This window comes from Micromonospora sp. DT233 (assembly GCF_049841815.1).
Taxonomy (GTDB): Bacteria; Actinomycetota; Actinomycetes; order Mycobacteriales; family Micromonosporaceae; genus Micromonospora.
In genome coordinates this window covers 64,991-81,468 of record NZ_JBNCLB010000014.1, presented here as the reverse complement: position 1 = coordinate 81,468, position 16,478 = coordinate 64,991, and the positions used below count along the sequence as shown (strand labels likewise).

Sequence of the window (16,478 nt, the reverse complement as noted above, 5' to 3'; positions counted from 1 at the left end):
CGCTTCCCGCGAGCCGGCACACCATCCGTCGCGCTGGCCGTACCCGGCCGGGCCGTGCCCGGCGCGGTGTCCCGTACCCCGAGAATCGGGGTCGTACCCGAAGGATGTGGGGCAGCGGGGGCGGCTGGGCCGGCGGCGTCAGACGGCCCAGACCGCCCAGGCGCCCGGCTCGGTCCACCAGGACCGCTTCCGGCTCAACTCTCCCTCGACCCCGTCGTCGAGATACGGCACCCGCTCGTCGCGCGGGACGACGGCCACCGCGCGCCCCCGCGCCCGGCGTACCTCGATGCGTACCCGCTTCCTGCCCAACGCCGAACGGGTCACCACGGGAACGGCCACCGCCACCTCGACCAGGCCGTCCGTCGGGTCGGCGGCGGTGAGCAGCGGCAGCCCGTCGAGCTGGGCGTACCCGGAGCTGTTGCCGATGGCGCAGGCCAACAGGGGGTCGTCGCCCGCCGAGAGCACGGCGTCGTCGACCTCCACCCGGCCCCGCCAAGGTAGCGGCCGGCCGGCGTCGTCGGCGGCCCCGAGCAGCGCGCCGTCCAGCGTCACCGAGCCGCCGTCGTTGCGCAGCAGGTCGAGCCGGCGCGGGGTGCCGTCCAGGATCGCGGCGGCCACGGCCGCCGGGTCGCGCGGCAGCCCGAGCTGCGCGGCGAGGTCACGCTGCCCGCCAGTGCGGGCCGGGTCGAGCGGGAGTACGCCCACCGGCGGCAGGTCCGGCACCGTCCGGTTGGCGGGCAGGTCGGCGGGACGACGGCTGGGCGGTGGGGCGTACCGGCGCACGAGGCGGCGCACGACGGCGCGCAACTGGCCGTCGCTGGCCGTGGCGACGACCAGCCGGGTCTTCGAGTCGGGGTCGGGCCAGGTCAGGCCGTCGGGGCGGGGCGGGGCGTCGAGCCGGGCCAGCACCTCGTCGATCTCCGCGTCCGAATGGGCGGTGACCAGCTCCACCCGGGCACCCCGGGCGGTCAGCGTGTCCGCGCAGGTCAGCACCGGCACCCGGGGAGTCGCACAGCGTTCCTCGGCCCGGCCGGGGCCCGTCTCGGCGGCACCCTGCCCAGGGGCCTTCTCGGCCGCGCCCCCGCAGCAGGCGTCGCCGCTGCCGCAGCCCCCGCCGGGGGCGTCCCGCCCCGAACCGAGGGTGAGCAGCACCACGTCGTACACGAAGAGCCTCCTGCCTCTCGACGAACCCCTGCCGGCACCGCCGTGAACTCTTGTTAGCCTGACACCCCGGGCTCGCCGACCGGTCGCCACCTGGCACCCGAGCCTTCTGGAGGCGAAAAGATGCCAGCGATCGTGCTCATCGGCGCTCAGTGGGGCGACGAGGGCAAGGGCAAGGTTACCGACCTGCTCGGTGAGCGGGTCGACTACGTCGTGCGCTACTCCGGCGGCAACAACGCCGGCCACACCGTGATCACCCCGGACGGGCAGAAGTACGCGCTGCACCTGATGCCGTCCGGCGCGCTCTCGCCGAGCGCAATGATCATCATTGGCAACGGGGTGGTGGTCGATCCGAAGGTGCTGCTGACCGAGATCGACGGCCTCGCCGAGCGCGGGGTCGACGTATCCCGGCTGCGGATCTCCGGTGACGCGCACCTGATCATGCCGCACCACCGGGCGCTGGACCGGGTGGTCGAGCGGTACCTGGGCAGCTCGCGGATCGGCACCACCGGCCGGGGCATCGGCCCCGCCTACGGCGACAAGGTCGCCCGGATGGGCATCCGGCTGCAGGACCTGCTCGACCCGGGCATCCTGCGCAAGAAGCTGGAGCTCGCGCTGCGCGAGAAGAACCAGATCATGTTCAAGGTGTACAACCGCAAGGCGATCGACGTCGACGCGACCGTCGAGGAGTACCTGGGCTACGCCGAGCGGCTCAAGCCGTACATCGCCGAGACCCGGGTGATGCTCTGGGACGCCCTGGACCGGGGTGAGACGGTGCTGCTGGAGGGCGCCCAGGCCACCATGCTCGACATGGACCACGGCACGTACCCCTTCGTGACCTCGTCGAACCCGACGGCGGGCGGGGCATGCGTGGGCGCGGGCATCCCGCCGACCGCGATCAACAAGGTCATCGCGGTGAGCAAGGCGTACACCACCCGGGTCGGCTCCGGCCCGTTCCCCACCGAGCTCTTCGACGAAAATGGCCAGCACCTGCGCAAGGTCGGCCACGAGTACGGCACGACGACCGGCCGGGAGCGCCGGTGCGGCTGGTTCGACGCCGTCGTCGCCCGCTACTCCTGCCGCCTCAACGGGGTCACGGACCTGGTGATCACCAAGCTGGACGTGCTGACCGGCCTGCCGAAGGTGCCGCTCTGCGTCGGATACGAGATCAACGGCAAGCGCTTTGCCGACATGCCGATGACCCAGACCGAGTTCCACCACGCCACCCCGATCTACGAAGAGCACGACGGCTGGCACGAGGACATCACGAAGGCGAGAACCGAGGCGGACCTCCCGGAAAACGCGAGACGCTACATCGCCCGCATCGAAGAACTCTGCGGCACCCGAGTAAGCCTGGTAGGCGTAGGCCCCGGCCGCGAGGAAAACGTAACCCGCCACCCCCTCTCCCCCTAACCCCCACCCCCCACCCCCCACCCCCCACCCCCCACCCCCCCCGTCCCGTCCCGTTGATCAAGAGGTTTGCGTCAATCTCGATCTCCAAATTGACGCAAACCTCTTGATCAACGCGTTGGGCTTCCCGGTTGTCCACAGGGTTGTCCACAGGGGTCGAGAGGGGGTGTGTCGGCGGGGCAGGGTGGAGCGGTGATGCCTTTGGAACTTGTTCAGCGGGTTGCTGCCGGGCAGGACGGGATGATCACCACTGCTCAGGCGGTGGCGGCCGGTCTGACCCGCGACGAGGTCCGGCAGCTTTGGCGCTCGGGCCGTTGGATGCGGCTGGGGCGCGGTTGTTTCGCCCCGGTACGGGAACTACGCGAGCCGTTCGCCACTCGAGCCCGCATCCGAGCGGCCGTGACCAGCCTCGGACCGGGAGCGTTCGCCGTCCTCGACAGCGCACTCGTTCTGCACGGCATCGACGGCCTGCGCCGAAGTTCCGCCATCCACGTCTCGGTGCCGGTGGATCGTCCCCGGCCGCAGCGGCACCGCGATCCCTCGCTGGTGGTTCACCAACTGACCGTGGCTGCCGCTGACATCGTCCGGGTGGCCGGCATCCCCACCACCTCGCCGCTGCGTACCGTCTCCGACGTCATCCTCCGCCAGGACCGTTTTCCCGCCGTCTCTTTGCTCGACTCGGCGCTCAACCGTGGGCTCGTCACGCCGGAGGAGATGGCGCTGGTGCCGATGCTGATCCGGGGGCGTCGGGGTGCCGTGGCCGCCCGGGGGCACCTCGGCGAGGCGGACGGCCGGGCGCAGTCGCCCCTGGAGACGCGGGCCCGGCTCCGGTGCATCGACGGTGGGGTGCCTCCCGACGTGCTGCAACTGGAGGTCCGCGACGAGGACGGGTACCTCCTCGGCGTCGGTGACCTGGGCTGGCGCGCGGCGCGGCTGATCGCCGAGGCCGACGGCAGCGGCCCGCACGGCACGCCCGAAGCGATCTTCGCCGACCGCCGCCGGCAGAACCGCCTGATCAACGCAGGCTGGCGAGTCCTCCGCTTCACCTGGGCCGACACCCTGCACCCCGACTACATCCCCTGGACCGTCCGCCAAGCAATGACCACCCACCCCTGACCCACCCCACCCCTGACCCACCCACCCCACCCACCCCACCCCACCCCACCCCACCCCACCCACCCCACCCACCCACCCACCCCACCCACCCACCCGCCCCACGTCGAGCCCCGCGTTGATCAAGAGGTTTGCGTCAGATGGGAGATCGAACTTGACACAAACCTCTTGATCAACCTGTTGGAGGGTGGGCGCAGTGGGGGCGCAGGGGGGGCGGTGGGGGTGGGTAGAGTGCCTCGGCGTGCGCGTACTTCTTTTGGGTGGTGGGGGGCGGGAGCATGCGCTCGCGCTCGGGCTTGCCGCAGATTCGTCCGTCGAGGCACTGATCGCTGCGCCCGGGAATCCGGGGATCGGCGGGGTGGCCGAGCTGTGTCAGGTCGACCTCACCGATCCGGCGGGGGTTGCCGGGCTGGCCGTGGAGGCCGGGGTCGACCTGGTGGTGATCGGGCCGGAGGGGCCGCTGGTCGCCGGGGTGGCCGACGCCGTGCGGGCGAAGGGCATTGCCGTGTTCGGGCCGTCCGCCGAGGCCGCCCGGCTGGAGGGGTCGAAGACGTTCGCCAAGGACGTGATGACCGCCGCTGGCGTGCCGACCGCGCGGGCGTTCACCTGCACGGATCCCGAAGACACCGCGAAGGCGCTGGACGAGTTCGGCCCGCCGTACGTGGTGAAGAACGACGGGCTCGCCGCCGGCAAGGGCGTCGTGGTGACCGACGACCGGGCCGCTGCGCTGGCGCACGCCGCCGAGTGCGGGCGGGTCGTCGTCGAGGAGTACCTGGCCGGCCCCGAGGTCTCCCTCTTCGTGGTCACCGACGGGGAGGCGGCGGTGCCGCTGCTGCCGGCGCAGGACTTCAAGCGGGTCGGCGACGGCGACGCCGGCCCGAACACCGGCGGGATGGGGGCGTACGCGCCGCTGCCCTGGGCCCCGCCCGGCCTGGTCGACGAGGTGATGGCCGACGTCGTCCACCCGACCCTGGCCGAGCTGCGCCGCCGGGGCACCCCGTTCGCGGGCCTGCTCTACGTGGGGCTGGCGATCACCGCCACCGGCCCCCGGGTGATCGAGTTCAACGCCCGCTTCGGCGACCCGGAGACCCAGGTCGTCCTGGCCCTGTTGGAGACGCCGTTGGCGGGCCTGCTGCACGCAGCCGCCACCGGCACGCTTGCCGCGCACCCGCCGCTGCGCTGGCGCGACGGGGCGGCGGTGACCGTGGTGGTGGCCGCCGAGAACTACCCGGGGACCCCGCGCACCGGCGACGTGATCACCGGCGCGGAGCGGCCGGGGGTGATCCACGCCGGCACCGCCCGCCGGGCCACCGACGGCGCGTTGCTCTCCACCGGCGGCCGGGTCCTCTGCGGTACGGCCACCGGCCCCACTCTGGCCGCCGCGCGCGACGCCGCGTACGAGCTGGTGCGTGGCATCGGCCTCGCCGGCTCGCACCACCGCACCGACATCGCGGCGGCGGCGGTCGAGGGCCAAATCACCATTCCCGACTGACGGAGGGTCAGCAGCCGATTCCCGACCGCCACTTCACCTTCTTCGCCTTCATCGGGACATGGAATGGCCACCCGCCGGAGGTGTAGCAATCGGTGCCGGTATACGTGTTCCCCAAGTATTCGAAAATCGATGACTGGGGTCTCGGTGGGGCCGCTCTCCGGGTGTTGCGTGCCGGACCAGCCGCAGAACGACCCCTCCGGGCAGTTGCCCGGCGGCGAGTTTCACTCGGGTGCGTGAGCGGCTGCCGCCGGGGCGGCGGTGGTGGCCAGCACGCCGGCGACGGAAGCGGCGAGGGCGAGGGCTTTCATCAGCACGGTGACCTACCAAGGAATGTGTTGTTACGCATTCCTGATTGGCGCAGGGCTCCAGGCGCGCCCGGAGCCCTGCTGTCTCGCACCTGGCCGGCCGCTGCGGCGGTCGAGGGCCGGATCACGATTCCCGACTAACGAGGGTCACAGTCCTCCCAGACCACCTTCGACACCGTGAAGGGAATGTAGAACCAATTCTCGCCGGGGGTAACGCACACCGTGCCGCTCCACCGGTCAAGGTGGTTCCAGCTGACCTTCGCTTTGCGCGAGGTGTAGTTGTAGTACTGGTACACCATGACGTTGCCGGTCCAGTCGGTGTTGGTCTTCAGGGTCGGAGTCTCCGTAGGGCCCCCCTCCGGGTGTTCCGTGCTGGGCCAGCCACAGAGGTAGCCCGGTGTGCAGTTTCCGGGCCCCCAGTACCTCCAGTCCGGGGTGTGTGAGGTTGTTGCCGCCGAGGCGGCAGGGGCGGTGACCAGCACGCCTGCGACGGACGCGGCGATGGCGATGGATTTCAGCAGCACGATTACCCGCCTCTAGATATTAACGAATGTGGATGTTCACGTTAACATCGAGGTAACTGAACGGTCAAGCAATTGGAGTGCTCCCGCCAGACCCGCTACCGGGGATTCATGGTCCGCCCCGGCGGCCGGTGGGCTCGGCGGCCGGGGCGGTCGGCGGGTGCGGGTCAGGCCATGCCGAGCGCGGCGGTGATGACGGCCTGGGCGGTGCGGCTCAACTCCTCGCCCTTGGCGTTCGTCGCGGTGATCGAGTACTCGACCCGGAAGCGGCCGTCCCGGGTCGAGGCCACGGCGGCCAGGTAGCCGTACCGGGAGCCGGTCTTGGCCCAGAGGATCTCGCCGTTCGGCAGCGGCATCGCGGTGAGTCCGGCGCTGTATCGGGCCGGCCCGCCCTCGACGTCGTCCACCTGCGGGAGGGTGAACATCTCGGTGAGCTGCGGCTGCGGCACCACCCGGCCGGCGAAGAGCGCCGTGATGAAGGTGTCCAGGTCGGTGAGGCTGGAGATGACGTTTCCGGCGGCGGGGGTGAAGGTCTGGCTCCAGGTGGTCGCGTCCACCAGCTCGGTCATCCCGTCCCGGACCACGGCCTGGTAGCCGTGCGCGTGCGGGCCCCGGATGCGCGGGTCGTCACCGGGCGCGTACGTGTCGCGCAGACCGAGCGGCCGGGCGATCCGCCGGTCCAGCTCCGCGGCGTACGAGTGTCCGGTGACCTTTTCGATCAGCAGGCCGGCGACGATGTAGCCCATGTTGGTGTAGTGCTGCTTCCTCCCGGGGTCGAACTCGCGGGGGTTGGCCAGTCCGAGGCGGACGATCCACTCCGGGGTCCAGCGGTCGTACCGGTGGGCGAGCTGCCACTCGATGCCGTCGGGCAGGGTGGGGCTGGGGATGCCGTTGGTGTGGTTGAGTAGCTGGCGGACGGTCACGGCCGGGTAGTCGGCGGGGAGCAGGCCGGGCAGGTACCTCTGCACGGGCCGGTCGAGGTCGACCCGGCCCTCGGCGGCGAGTTGGAGCACCAGCGCGGCGGTGAAGACCTTGGTGGCGCTGCCCACCCGGAACCGCGCGTGCGGCGGCACCGGGGCCTGGGTGCGCAGGTCGCGCACGCCGCTGGTGCCCGTCCAGCAGCCCTGTGGCGTGGTGATCCGGACCTGGGCGCTGGTCGCGTCGGAGTTGGGCAGCCCGGCGATCGCCTGCCGGAGGGGAGCGGGGTAGAGGGTGCCGGGTAGGCAGGCCGCCCGGTCCCGGTCGGCCCCGGCGGGGCCGGCGGTGGCCGGGCCGGGGGCGGTGAGGGTGAGCAGGATGCCGAGCCCGGCACCGACGAGGGCCGTACGGCGATTCATGAGCTTCATGTTCTGGAGCCTGCCCGCCCAGCGGGGGCGGGGCATCGGGGAGAGTCCCTCGTTCCACCCGGATTGTCCGGTCGGGGACAGACCGAGAAACCGTCGCCGGGGGCAGCGCATTCCGTGCCGCTCCACTGCCCGTTGACGAAGGTCGCGCTGATCTTCGCATAAATGGATGTTCCCGATAACACGAGGTAACTGGACGGTCAAGCAAATGGAGGGTGGTCCGGCGCTCGGGCTCCGGTCAGCCGAGGCGGTCGCGCAGCTCCCGGGTGAGCACCTTGCCGGTGGCGTTGCGCGGCAGGTCGTCCACGAAGTGGACGTCGCGGGGGACGGAGAACCGGGCCAGGTGGTGCCGGACGTGTTCGCGGACGGCCTCCGGGTCCAGGGTCTCGCCGGGATGCAGGGCGAGGAACGCGACGAGCCGCTGGCCGTACTCCGGGTCCGGCGCGCCGAGCACGGCCGCCTCCCGCACCTCGGGCAGCCGGGCCAGCAGCTCCTCCACCTCGGACGGGAAGACGTTCTCGCCGCCGGAGACGATCATGTCGTCGGCCCGCCCGTCGACGAAGAGCAGCCCGTCGTCGTCGAGCCGGCCGAGGTCCCCGGTGTCGAGCAGCCCGTCGCGGATCTCCCGGCCGGTGCCGGAGGTGTAGCCCTCGAAGAGCATCTCGTTGCCCACGAAGATCCGGCCGACCTGACCGGTGGGCACCGGCGCGCCCGAGTCGTCGAGGATCCGCAGCCGGGTGCCGTGCGGCGGGCGGCCGGCGGTGGTGGGGGCCCGGCGCAGGTCGGCGGGGCCGGCGATGGAGGCCCAGGAGACCTCGGTGGAGCCGTACAGGTTGTAGAGGACGTCGCCGTAGGTGTCCATGAAGCGCAGGGCCAGCCCGCCGGGGAGCGCCGACCCGCTGACCGCGACCACCCGCAGCGGCGGTCTCGGCTGCGGCGGGGGGACCTCCATCAGCCGCTGCACCATCACCGGCACGGCGAACATGGCGTCGCAGCGCTGCGCCACCAGCGCCGCCAGCGTCGCGGCCGGGTCGAAGCGGCGGTGCAGCACGATGGTGGCGCGCAGGGCGAAGCAGACCTGGAGGGCGGCGTACCCCCAGGTGTGGAAGAGCGGCGCGGCGATCAGCACGGTCTGCCGGGTGCGCAGCGGGATGCGGCCGATGATGGAGACCAGCGGGCCGAAGCCGCTGGGGGTGGGGCGGCGGGCGCCCTTGGGGGTGCCGGTGGTGCCGGAAGTGAGCACGATGGTCCGGCCGTCGCGCGCCGGCGGCCGCAGGTCACCGGGGGGTGCAGCGGCGATCAGCTCCGCCAGCCGGGTCTCGTCGACCCGCGCCACGTCGGCGGGGAGGCCGGTGGCCCGCTCGGCGAACTCGGCGTCGTGCACCAGCACCCGCAGCCCCTGCTCCTGCGCGACGGCGGCGAGCTGCGCGGCGGAGAGCCCGGTGTTGACCAGCACCGCGTCGGCGCCGAGCAGGGTGGTGGCGACCATCGCCTCGATCAGCCCGTGGTGGTTGCGGCAGAGCAGCCCGACCCGGTCGCCGGCCGCGACGCCGAGCGCGTCGCGCAGCGCCTTCGCCAGCAGTTCCGCCCGGTCGAGCAGCTGCCGGTACGTCAGGGTCTCGCCCCGCTCGTCGACCAGGGCGGTGCGCTCCGGGTCCCGGTTGGCGGCCTGGCGCAGCTCGCCGGCCAGGCCCCAGCCCCACCTGCGCAGCGCGTTGAGCTGCGCGGCGATCCGGACGGGCGGGCCGGGCGTGAGCAGGCCGCGCCGGACGAGCGTGGCGGCGGTGAAGGGCAGATCCATGTCGCAGGGTCTCCTTCGGCGGTGGGTGAGAGGGCCCCCTTCGCCGGGGACCCTTCGCCGGGTGTGTCCTGTGCTGGTGTGCGTGCGTGTCGGTGTCGCCGGGGCAGCGCGCGCGAACCGAGAGCGGCGCGGGCGGTACGGTCCGGCGACGCGCCGGCACCCGAACGGGGGATGGGTGCCGGCGCGTCGGGCCGGGATCAGCGGATCTGCATCCCGGAGATGGCTCGGGAGATCACCAGTCGCTGGATCTCGGACGTGCCCTCGAAGATGGTGTAGATCTTGGCGTCGCGGTACCACCGCTCGACCGGGTGGTCCCGCAGGAAGCCGGCCCCGCCGAGCAGTTGGACGGCCTTCTCGGTGACCGAGACGGCGACCTCGCCGGCCTTGAGCTTGGACATCGAGCCCTCACCGGCGGTGAACGGGCGGTTGTTGCGCCCCATCCAGGAGGCCCGCCAGACCAGCAGCCGGGCGGCGTCGATCTCCATCTTCATGTCGGCGAGCGCGAACGCGACCGCCTGGTTCTCGATGATCGGCCGGCCGAACTGGACCCGGCCCTTGGCGTAGTCGAGGGAGTACTCGTAGGCGGCCCGCGCCACGCCGAGCGCCTGCGCGCCGACGGTGGGGCGGGAGAGCTCGAAGGTGCGCATCGCGGCCTGGCCCGAGGCCCGCTGGCCGGAGCGGGCCCGGTCGAGCCGTTCCAGCAGGGCCTCGCGCTCGCCGAGCAGGCAGCGCCCCGGCACCCGGACGTCGTCGAGGAAGACGTCCGCCGTGTGCGAGGCGCGCAGCCCCAGCTTGCGCAGCTTCCGGGTGGCGGTCAGCCCGGGGGTGCCCGGCGGTACGACGAACGCGGCCTGGCCGCGCGAGCCGAGCGTCGGGTCGACGGAGGCGGTGACGACGTGCACCCCGGCGATGCCGCCGTTGGTGGCGTACGCCTTCTGGCCGTTGAGCACCCACTCGTCGGTGGCCTCGTCGTAGACGGCGCGGGTGCGCATCGACCCGACGTCGGAGCCGGCCTCCGGCTCGGTGGTGCAGAACGCCGCCACGGCGGGGGAGTCGACGTCGCCGAAGCACTGCGGGACCCACTCGACGAGCTGGTCGGGGGTGCCGGTGCCGTAGATCGCGGCGACCGCCAGGGAGGTGCCGAAGATGCCCAGGCCGATGCCGGCGTCGCCCCAGAAGAGCTCTTCGCTGGCGATGGGCAGGGAGAGGCCGGTGGGGTCGGCCCAGCAGGTGGCGAGGAACTCGAAGCCGTACAGGCCGACCTTCGCCGCCTCCTGGATGATGGGCCAGGGGGTTTCTTCGCGTTCGTCCCACTCGGCGGCGGCCGGGCGCACGACCTCGGCGGCGAAGCCGTGCACCCAGTCCCGCAGGTCCCGCTGCTCTTCGTTCAGGTCGAGGGAGAACTCGGCCATGGCGTCAGGCCTTGGGGATGTTGAACAGGTTGGCGATGTTGGCGGCCAGGCCCAGGTCACCCTTTGCCTTCAGCTTGCCGGTCATGAACATCATCACCGGGTTCGCGCCGCCGGAGACGATCTTCAGGAACTCGACCGGGCCCATGGTGAGGCTCAGCTTCGGGTCGTGCTGCGGCGGGTCGTTGACCACGCAGGTGCCGTCGGCGATGACGACCTCGTAGGTGTCGGTGCCGCCGTCGGGGCGACCGGTGATGTTCCAGTGGATCACCGCGTTGGTGGAGCCGGCCCGGTCGGCGCGGAACATCGACGGCATCCGGCTGAACACCTCGCCGAGGACCTTGCCGCGCACGTCGCTGGACATCACCTCGGCGATCTTGCTGTCCGGGGTGGACTTGACCAGCTGGGCGAACTCCTTCGGGCCGTAGTTGGCGAAGTTCGCCGGGTCGAAGTCAGTCATGACGATGAACCTCTCGGTGCAGCGGATTTAGGTTACTCAAGCGTAACCTTACGCACGAGTAGGTATGCTCGCAAGGTGTCCAGCAGCCCCACCTTCAAGCGCCTGCCCCGGGCCGTGCGCGAGCAGCAGATGCTCGACGCGGCCGTCCGGGTCTTCTCCCGTCGCGGCTTCCACGCCGCCAGCATGGACGAGATCGCCGAGGACGCCGGGATCTCGAAACCCATGGTCTACGCGTACCTCGGCACCAAGGAGGAGCTCTTCGTCGCCTGCCTGCACCGGGAGGGCACCCGGATGATGGAGGCCATCGCCGGTGCCGCCGCCCCCGATCTCGACGCCGACGAGCGGCTCTGGCGGGGGCTGCGGGCGTTCTTCGGCTTCGTCGGGGCGCATCGGGACGGCTGGGCGGTGCTCTACCGGCAGGCCCGGGGCTCCCAGCCGTTCGCCGGTGACCTCGCCACCATGCGGGGCCGGTTGGTCGAGGTGGTCGCCGGAATGCTCGACCACGCGCTGCGCGCCCGAGGGCGCGAGGTCAGCGACATGGACCTGGAGGTCGTCGCGTACGCCCTGGTGGGCGCGAGCGAGTCGCTGGCCGACTGGCTCGCCGACCACCCGGAGGCCGACCCGGAGAAGACCGCCACCCGGATGATGAACGTCGCCTGGGTCGGTGCCGACCAGCTCCTGCGCGGCGTCACCTGGCACCCCGGCCCGTAGCCGCCGCCCTCGTCGTCCGGCCCGCAGCGCCCAGCGCCCGGCCCGCAGTGGTGCCGCGGCGGCTCAGCGATGGGTGCGGCGGCGCAGCCAGCCGACGGTCTCCATCAGCGCGGTGACCGCGACCGCCAGCCCCACGCCCGCCAGCAGCCCGGCGACGGGATTGCGTTCGAAGGCCAGCCCGCCGAAGTAGCCGAGCAGGCCGCAGTAGACCGCCCAGGAGGCGGTGGCCAGGGCGTCGAAGAGCAGGAACGAGCGCAGCGGGTACCGCACGGCCCCCATCGTCAGGGTCACCGCCGTGCGGCCGCCGGGCAGGTAGCGGGCGGTGACGAGGATGAGCCCGCCGCGCCGCCCCACCGCCCGGCGGGCCCAGTCCGTGCCGGTGCGCCGGCGGCTGCCCGCCGGCAGCCGGGTCAGCCGCTGCGCCCCGCCGCCCCTGCCGATGGCGTACGACAGGTGGTCACCGGCCAGCGCGCCCAGCGCCGCCACCGCGATCACCGCGGCCAGGTCGGGCTGCCCGCCCACCGCGAAGACCCCGGCGGTGACCACGACCGTCTCGCCGGGGACCACCGGGAAGACGGCGTCCGCCGAGGTGACCAGGAAGATCACCAGGTAGACCCACGGCGAGGTGATCGTGTGGTGGAGCAGGTCGAGCACCGACTGCATGCCCCCATGCTCGGCCGCCGCGACGCGCGGGAGGGGCTGTTCCTAGACAACGGCCGCGGACGCGACGCCCTTTCGGACGGCCTTGCCCTCGGCGGTGGGCGAGCGGGAAGTGAGCACCACCGGGGCGCCCAGCGCCTCCTGCACGGCCGAGGGCCAGTCGGCCGGCGGGGCGTCGTCGTAGACCGGGCGGACGGCCAGCAGCCGGGCGGTGAGCGCGGCCTGCCGGTCCAGGTCACCGGGCGGGCCGGGGGTCAGCCGTTCGACGGTGTCGTAGCGGCGGCAGATCCGCAGGCCGGAGCCGGCCAGGTCGAGGTGGGTCAGGGCGAGGCCGTCGACCCCGCCGGCCGCCGCCAGGGCGTACCGGTGGGCGACCGCGTCGAAGTGGCCGAACCGGAACCGCCCCTGCCACGGGTTCGTCGCGTTGTGCGGGTCGGCCAGCGGCAGCGCCGGGTCGTGCGTGACCAGCGGCCCCGGGCCGTGCCGGGTGGTGGCGATGCGCAGCACCCCGAGCCGCTGCGCCGCGCCGGCCTGGCCCGCCTCCGCGAGCAGGCCCTCGGCGTTGGCGAACGTGGTGGTGCTCCACGTCGTGTACGGGTGGAAGCCATGCCACTCGTCGAGCAGCACCCCCTGCGCCCCCTCGAAGACGCAGGTCCCGGCGCACAGCACCCCGGCCAGGTACGTGCGGTCGACGATCGCCACCCGCTCGCCGAACGCGGTGAACGCGGGCAGGCAGTCGGCGACCGGCGGGGCGTCCAGCGGGCCGAGCTCGGCGGTCAGCCGCTCGCGCAGCTCGGTGAGGCGGCGGCGCAGCACCGCCGGGGTGCGGCAGTCGGCCACCCGCGGTGCGGAGTCGGGGTGGGCGAGCCCGTACGCGACGGCCTCGCCCACCCCCAGCCCGCAGGAGCCGTGCCGGTCGGCCCCCCGGGCCAGCTCCCGGGCCCGATTGGCGGCCCGGTGGTAGGGGGTGGCCAGCAGCGCCTCCCCGTCGACCGTGAGCCGGTCGAGCGCGTCGGGCACCCCCACCGACGTGAGGTGGTCGGCCTCGGCGGCCAGCGCCAGCGGGTCCACCACCACGTGCCGCGCCAGGTGGGTCCGCACCCCGGGGCGGAACGTCCCCGCCCCGAACTGGGCGAACGTGTGGTGTCGCCCGTCGCGCAGGACGACGTTGTGCGCCGCCTGCGCGCCCCCGTTGAAGCGGACCACCGTGTGGACGGGCCGGGTCGCGCAGAGCCAGTCCACGACGGTGCCCTTGCCGGCGTCGCCGTAGCCGAGGTCGACCACCATCACGTGCGTCACAGCCGGGTGACCCCCCGGCCGCCGCCACCGATGGCGGGCAGCGTCGACGCGGCCGGCAGCGTGCCGACCCGGGCCCGCGCCGGGTCGAGCGGGGCCAGCGCCCGGGAGACCGTGCCGGTGGCCGTCGAGCCGGCCCGCTTCAGGTCCGCGAGCCCCTGGTCCAGGTCGACGGCCTGCTCGCCGAGGCCGATGGTGAGCGCGATGGTCTCGGAGACGGCGTCCACGTCGTCCAGCACGACCGCGTTCTGCCCGAGCAGGTCCCGCCAGAAGTCCAACACCTTGGTGTTGCGGGCGTAGTGGCTGCCGGTGGGGAGCAGGTAGTACAGGTCCCAGCGGCGGGTCACCTCGTCGACGATCTGCCGCAGCGACACCTCCTCGCTCAGCTCCTCGCCGGTCCACTGGCTGACCTGCTGCCGGTCCACCCGGGGGTAGGCCAGTTCGTCACCGATGATGAACAGGTAGCCGCGTCGGCCGCGCTTGGCCCAGCAGTCGGTGACGGTGCGCCGGGCCAGGTAGTACATGGCCAGCTCGTAGGACTCCATCATCTGACCGCCGCCGCCGCCCTCCAGCACGATCCGGCCGAGGTCGTCGTCCATCCGGTTGTCGGACTCGAACTGCCCCACCTGCAACGGCACCCGGTCGCAGGTGGCGTCGCCGATCGCGCCGAACATGATCTGCGGGTCGCGGGCGTACCCCTGGCGCAGCAGCAGCCCGAGCAGCTGCGGCAGCTTGGCCTGCAGGGTGCGGGGGACCTTCCCCATCGAGCCGGTCACGTCGAAGAGCACCGAGATGGCCGTCGACTGCGGGTGCTCGGCCGAGTCGCGGCTCTCCCGGACCGCGCCGCGCGGGTCGAGCGCGGGGTGCACCTGGCGGGCCCCGCTGTCGCTGTAGGCGAACGCGCTCTTGCCGGTGCTCCGGCGGTACCGGTCGGCGGCGTCGTACACGTCGGTGGACCACATTCCACTGCCCATGGCAGCCTCCTTAGGGGGTGAGGGTGAAGGGTCGGAAGGTGCGCGGCCCGTAGAGCCGCTCCAGCACCTCGTCCAGCTCGGCCAGCAGCCGCCAGGCGTCGTCGGGCCGGGAGCTCAGGGCCGGCAGGCGGCAGCCGTCGGCGAAGGCGCGCAGCTCGCGCGGGGCCCGGTCGCCCATCAGCCAGCGCATGCAGCCGGCGGCCATCGCCAGGTCGGTGCCGGGCCCGCAGGGGCGCTTCGCGGCGACCTCCGCCGGGTACCACTGCTCCTGGCCGGGCACCAGCGCCGGGATCGTGCCGTCGCCGACGACCGAGAAGCACCAGTCCACGAGCACCACGCCGTGCCCGTCGGGCTCGATCAGCACGTGCCGGGGCAGCACCGCGCCGTGCACCACGCCGGCCCGGTGGGCCAGGCCGAGGGCGACCAGCAGCCGCCGCCACATCCAGGCCGCGTCGCGGGCGTCCACCCCATCCGGGTACGCCCGGCGCACCTCGTGCAGGTCGTGCAGTCCGGGCGCGGTGGCCAGCACGACGATCCGCCGCTCCGCGCCGGTGCCGGCCTCCCGGTGCCGGAAGGCGTCGACCAGCCGGGGCACGTAGGGCAGGTAGCGCGGGTCGCCGCGGTCGGCGATGGTGCGCAGGGCGTGCTCCTCGCGGGCCATCAGGTCGTTGTCGGCGGGGTCGCGGGGCAGCTTGAGCAGCCGGTCCGCGCCCACGTCGTAGAGGTCGGCGAGGTCGCCGGCATGCGCCAGCGCGCCGAGCCGGTACGCCCCGAGCGGGAACCCGCCGTCGGCGTCCGCCCGGCCGGCCCGCCACCGGGTGGTGACCCGCACGAACGCGTCGGTGGCCGCGGCGCGTACCGCCTCGTCGAGCGCGCCCAGCCGGTCGGGGTGCAGGGCCGCGACCAGCTCGCGGTAGCGGTGGGCGGGCGCGTCGGAGCCGAAGAGGTCGGCGTCGGTGCGGGCCGCCGCGACCAGCCGGAGGGCCTCGTCGGTGTTCATCGCACCGTCTCCTCCCGGGCGGGGCGCAGCAGCGCCGGGTGCAGCAGCCGGGCGTCGCCGGCGCGGTAGAGCTTGGCGCGGGGGCCGCCCCGGGCGCCGCCGCGCTCGGTGCTGGCCCCGGTGCTCTCCACGAAGCCCGGCACGGAGAGCACCTTGCGGTGGAAGTTGCCGGGGTGCAGGGGGTGCCCCCAGACCGTCTCGTAGACGGCGCGCAGCTCGGTGATGGTGAACTCGTCGGCGAGGAAGCGGGTGGCCAGCGGCGTGTACTCCAGCTTGGAGCGGGCCCGCTCGAGGCCGTCGTCGATGATCCGGGCGTGGTCGAAGGCGAGCTGCCGGCTGGGCAGCGCGGTCACCGGCAGCCAGATCGCGTCGTCGGCGTCGCTGCCGGCGGCCGGGTCGGGCAGGTCGGGGGCGAACGCGAGGTGCGCCACGGAGACGATGCGCATTCGGGGGTCCCGGTCGGGGCTGCCGTAGCTGCCGAGCTGCTCCAGGTGGATCCGGCCCAGCCGCGCGCCGCCGAGCTCGGTCTCCTCGGCCAGCTCCCGGCGGGCGCCGGTGGCGAGGTCCTCGTCGGTGTGGACGAAGCCGCCGGGCAGCGCCCAGTAGCCCTCGAACGGCGGTGCGCCCCGGCGCACGAGCAGCAGGTGCAGCGCGCCGTCGCGGATGGTCAGGGCGACCACGTCGACGGTGACGGCCACGGCCGGGTAGTCGCGGGGGTCGTAGGCGGCGAGGTACTGCTGCTCGTTCACGGCATCTCTCTCACTCTGAGAAAAACTCTATGTGAGAACAACTTAGCGTATGCGGGGGCCGCCGCCAACCCCC

Annotated in this window: 15 protein-coding genes; 4 read left to right on the top strand and 11 right to left on the bottom strand. The window is 73.1% G+C overall.

Features of this window, described 5'->3' with window-relative positions; genetic code table 11:
- Positions 1 to 138: 138 nt before the first annotated feature.
- Entirely contained in the window at positions 139 to 1,164 is a 1,026-nt protein-coding gene (locus ACLQ2V_RS23525; protein WP_425720727.1) for a hypothetical protein, read from the bottom strand.
- 120 nt (positions 1,165 to 1,284) lie between these two features.
- Between ACLQ2V_RS23525 and ACLQ2V_RS23520 the strand changes: the two genes are divergently transcribed.
- The 3 genes from ACLQ2V_RS23520 (at position 1,285) to purD (ending at position 5,176) form a co-directional block, all read left to right on the top strand.
- Positions 1,285 to 2,574 (top strand): adenylosuccinate synthase, encoded by a 1,290-nt coding sequence (locus ACLQ2V_RS23520; RefSeq protein ID WP_425720726.1) that lies wholly within the window; start codon positions 1,285 to 1,287, stop codon positions 2,572 to 2,574.
- Between the two features lie 192 nt (positions 2,575 to 2,766).
- Entirely contained in the window at positions 2,767 to 3,687 is a 921-nt protein-coding gene (locus ACLQ2V_RS23515) for a type IV toxin-antitoxin system AbiEi family antitoxin domain-containing protein (protein WP_425720725.1), read from the top strand.
- 238 nt (positions 3,688 to 3,925) lie between these two features.
- Positions 3,926 to 5,176 (top strand): phosphoribosylamine--glycine ligase, encoded by a 1,251-nt coding sequence (gene purD / locus ACLQ2V_RS23510; RefSeq protein WP_425720724.1) that lies wholly within the window; start codon positions 3,926 to 3,928, stop codon positions 5,174 to 5,176.
- Positions 5,177 to 5,618: 442 nt separating this feature from the next.
- Here purD and ACLQ2V_RS23505 read toward each other — a convergent pair whose 3' ends face one another.
- The 5 genes from ACLQ2V_RS23505 to ACLQ2V_RS23485 all read right to left on the bottom strand — a co-directional run bounded on the left by ACLQ2V_RS23505 (position 5,619) and on the right by ACLQ2V_RS23485 (position 11,015).
- Positions 5,619 to 6,005: a hypothetical protein gene (locus tag ACLQ2V_RS23505; RefSeq protein WP_425720723.1), complete on the bottom strand. Its 387-nt coding sequence runs from the start codon at positions 6,003 to 6,005 to the stop codon at positions 5,619 to 5,621.
- Positions 6,006 to 6,169: 164 nt separating this feature from the next.
- A complete protein-coding gene (locus ACLQ2V_RS23500) occupies positions 6,170 to 7,348 on the bottom strand; it encodes a serine hydrolase domain-containing protein (RefSeq protein WP_425720722.1) in 1,179 nt (392 codons plus the stop codon).
- Positions 7,349 to 7,583: 235 nt separating this feature from the next.
- The gene (locus tag ACLQ2V_RS23495; RefSeq protein WP_425720721.1) at positions 7,584 to 9,146 is read right to left on the bottom strand and encodes an AMP-binding protein; all 1,563 of its coding nucleotides are present in this window, start codon (positions 9,144 to 9,146) and stop codon (positions 7,584 to 7,586) included.
- Positions 9,147 to 9,343: 197 nt separating this feature from the next.
- Positions 9,344 to 10,558 (bottom strand): acyl-CoA dehydrogenase family protein, encoded by a 1,215-nt coding sequence (locus ACLQ2V_RS23490; protein ID WP_425720720.1) that lies wholly within the window; start codon positions 10,556 to 10,558, stop codon positions 9,344 to 9,346.
- A 4-nt stretch (positions 10,559 to 10,562) separates the two neighbouring features.
- Complete coding sequence (locus tag ACLQ2V_RS23485) at positions 10,563 to 11,015, bottom strand: SCP2 sterol-binding domain-containing protein (protein WP_425720719.1); 453 nt, start codon at positions 11,013 to 11,015, stop codon at positions 10,563 to 10,565.
- A 75-nt stretch (positions 11,016 to 11,090) separates the two neighbouring features.
- Here ACLQ2V_RS23485 and ACLQ2V_RS23480 point away from each other — a divergent pair, with 75 nt between their 5' ends.
- Complete coding sequence (locus ACLQ2V_RS23480; protein WP_425720718.1) at positions 11,091 to 11,726, top strand: TetR/AcrR family transcriptional regulator; 636 nt, start codon at positions 11,091 to 11,093, stop codon at positions 11,724 to 11,726.
- A 63-nt stretch (positions 11,727 to 11,789) separates the two neighbouring features.
- Here ACLQ2V_RS23480 and ACLQ2V_RS23475 read toward each other — a convergent pair whose 3' ends face one another.
- From ACLQ2V_RS23475 to ACLQ2V_RS23455, 5 genes are read right to left on the bottom strand one after another with little or no spacing between them, the layout of a single operon-like run.
- Complete coding sequence (locus ACLQ2V_RS23475; RefSeq protein WP_425720717.1) at positions 11,790 to 12,389, bottom strand: DedA family protein; 600 nt, start codon at positions 12,387 to 12,389, stop codon at positions 11,790 to 11,792.
- A 42-nt stretch (positions 12,390 to 12,431) separates the two neighbouring features.
- Positions 12,432 to 13,685 carry an adenylosuccinate synthetase gene (locus ACLQ2V_RS23470; RefSeq protein WP_425720716.1) on the bottom strand — a complete coding sequence of 418 codons (1,254 nt, stop codon included), beginning with the start codon at positions 13,683 to 13,685 and terminating at the stop codon, positions 12,432 to 12,434.
- Positions 13,682 to 14,656 carry a hypothetical protein gene (locus ACLQ2V_RS23465; RefSeq protein WP_425720715.1) on the bottom strand — a complete coding sequence of 325 codons (975 nt, stop codon included), beginning with the start codon at positions 14,654 to 14,656 and terminating at the stop codon, positions 13,682 to 13,684. The genes ACLQ2V_RS23470 and ACLQ2V_RS23465 overlap by 4 nt, the downstream gene beginning before the upstream one ends.
- A gap of 10 nt (positions 14,657 to 14,666) precedes the next feature.
- Positions 14,667 to 15,656: a serine/threonine protein kinase gene (locus ACLQ2V_RS23460; protein ID WP_425720714.1), complete on the bottom strand. Its 990-nt coding sequence runs from the start codon at positions 15,654 to 15,656 to the stop codon at positions 14,667 to 14,669.
- The gene (locus ACLQ2V_RS23455) at positions 15,653 to 16,405 is read right to left on the bottom strand and encodes an NUDIX hydrolase (protein ID WP_425720713.1); all 753 of its coding nucleotides are present in this window, start codon (positions 16,403 to 16,405) and stop codon (positions 15,653 to 15,655) included. Before ACLQ2V_RS23455 ends, ACLQ2V_RS23460 begins: the two co-directional genes overlap by 4 nt.
- Positions 16,406 to 16,478 lie beyond the last annotated feature (73 nt).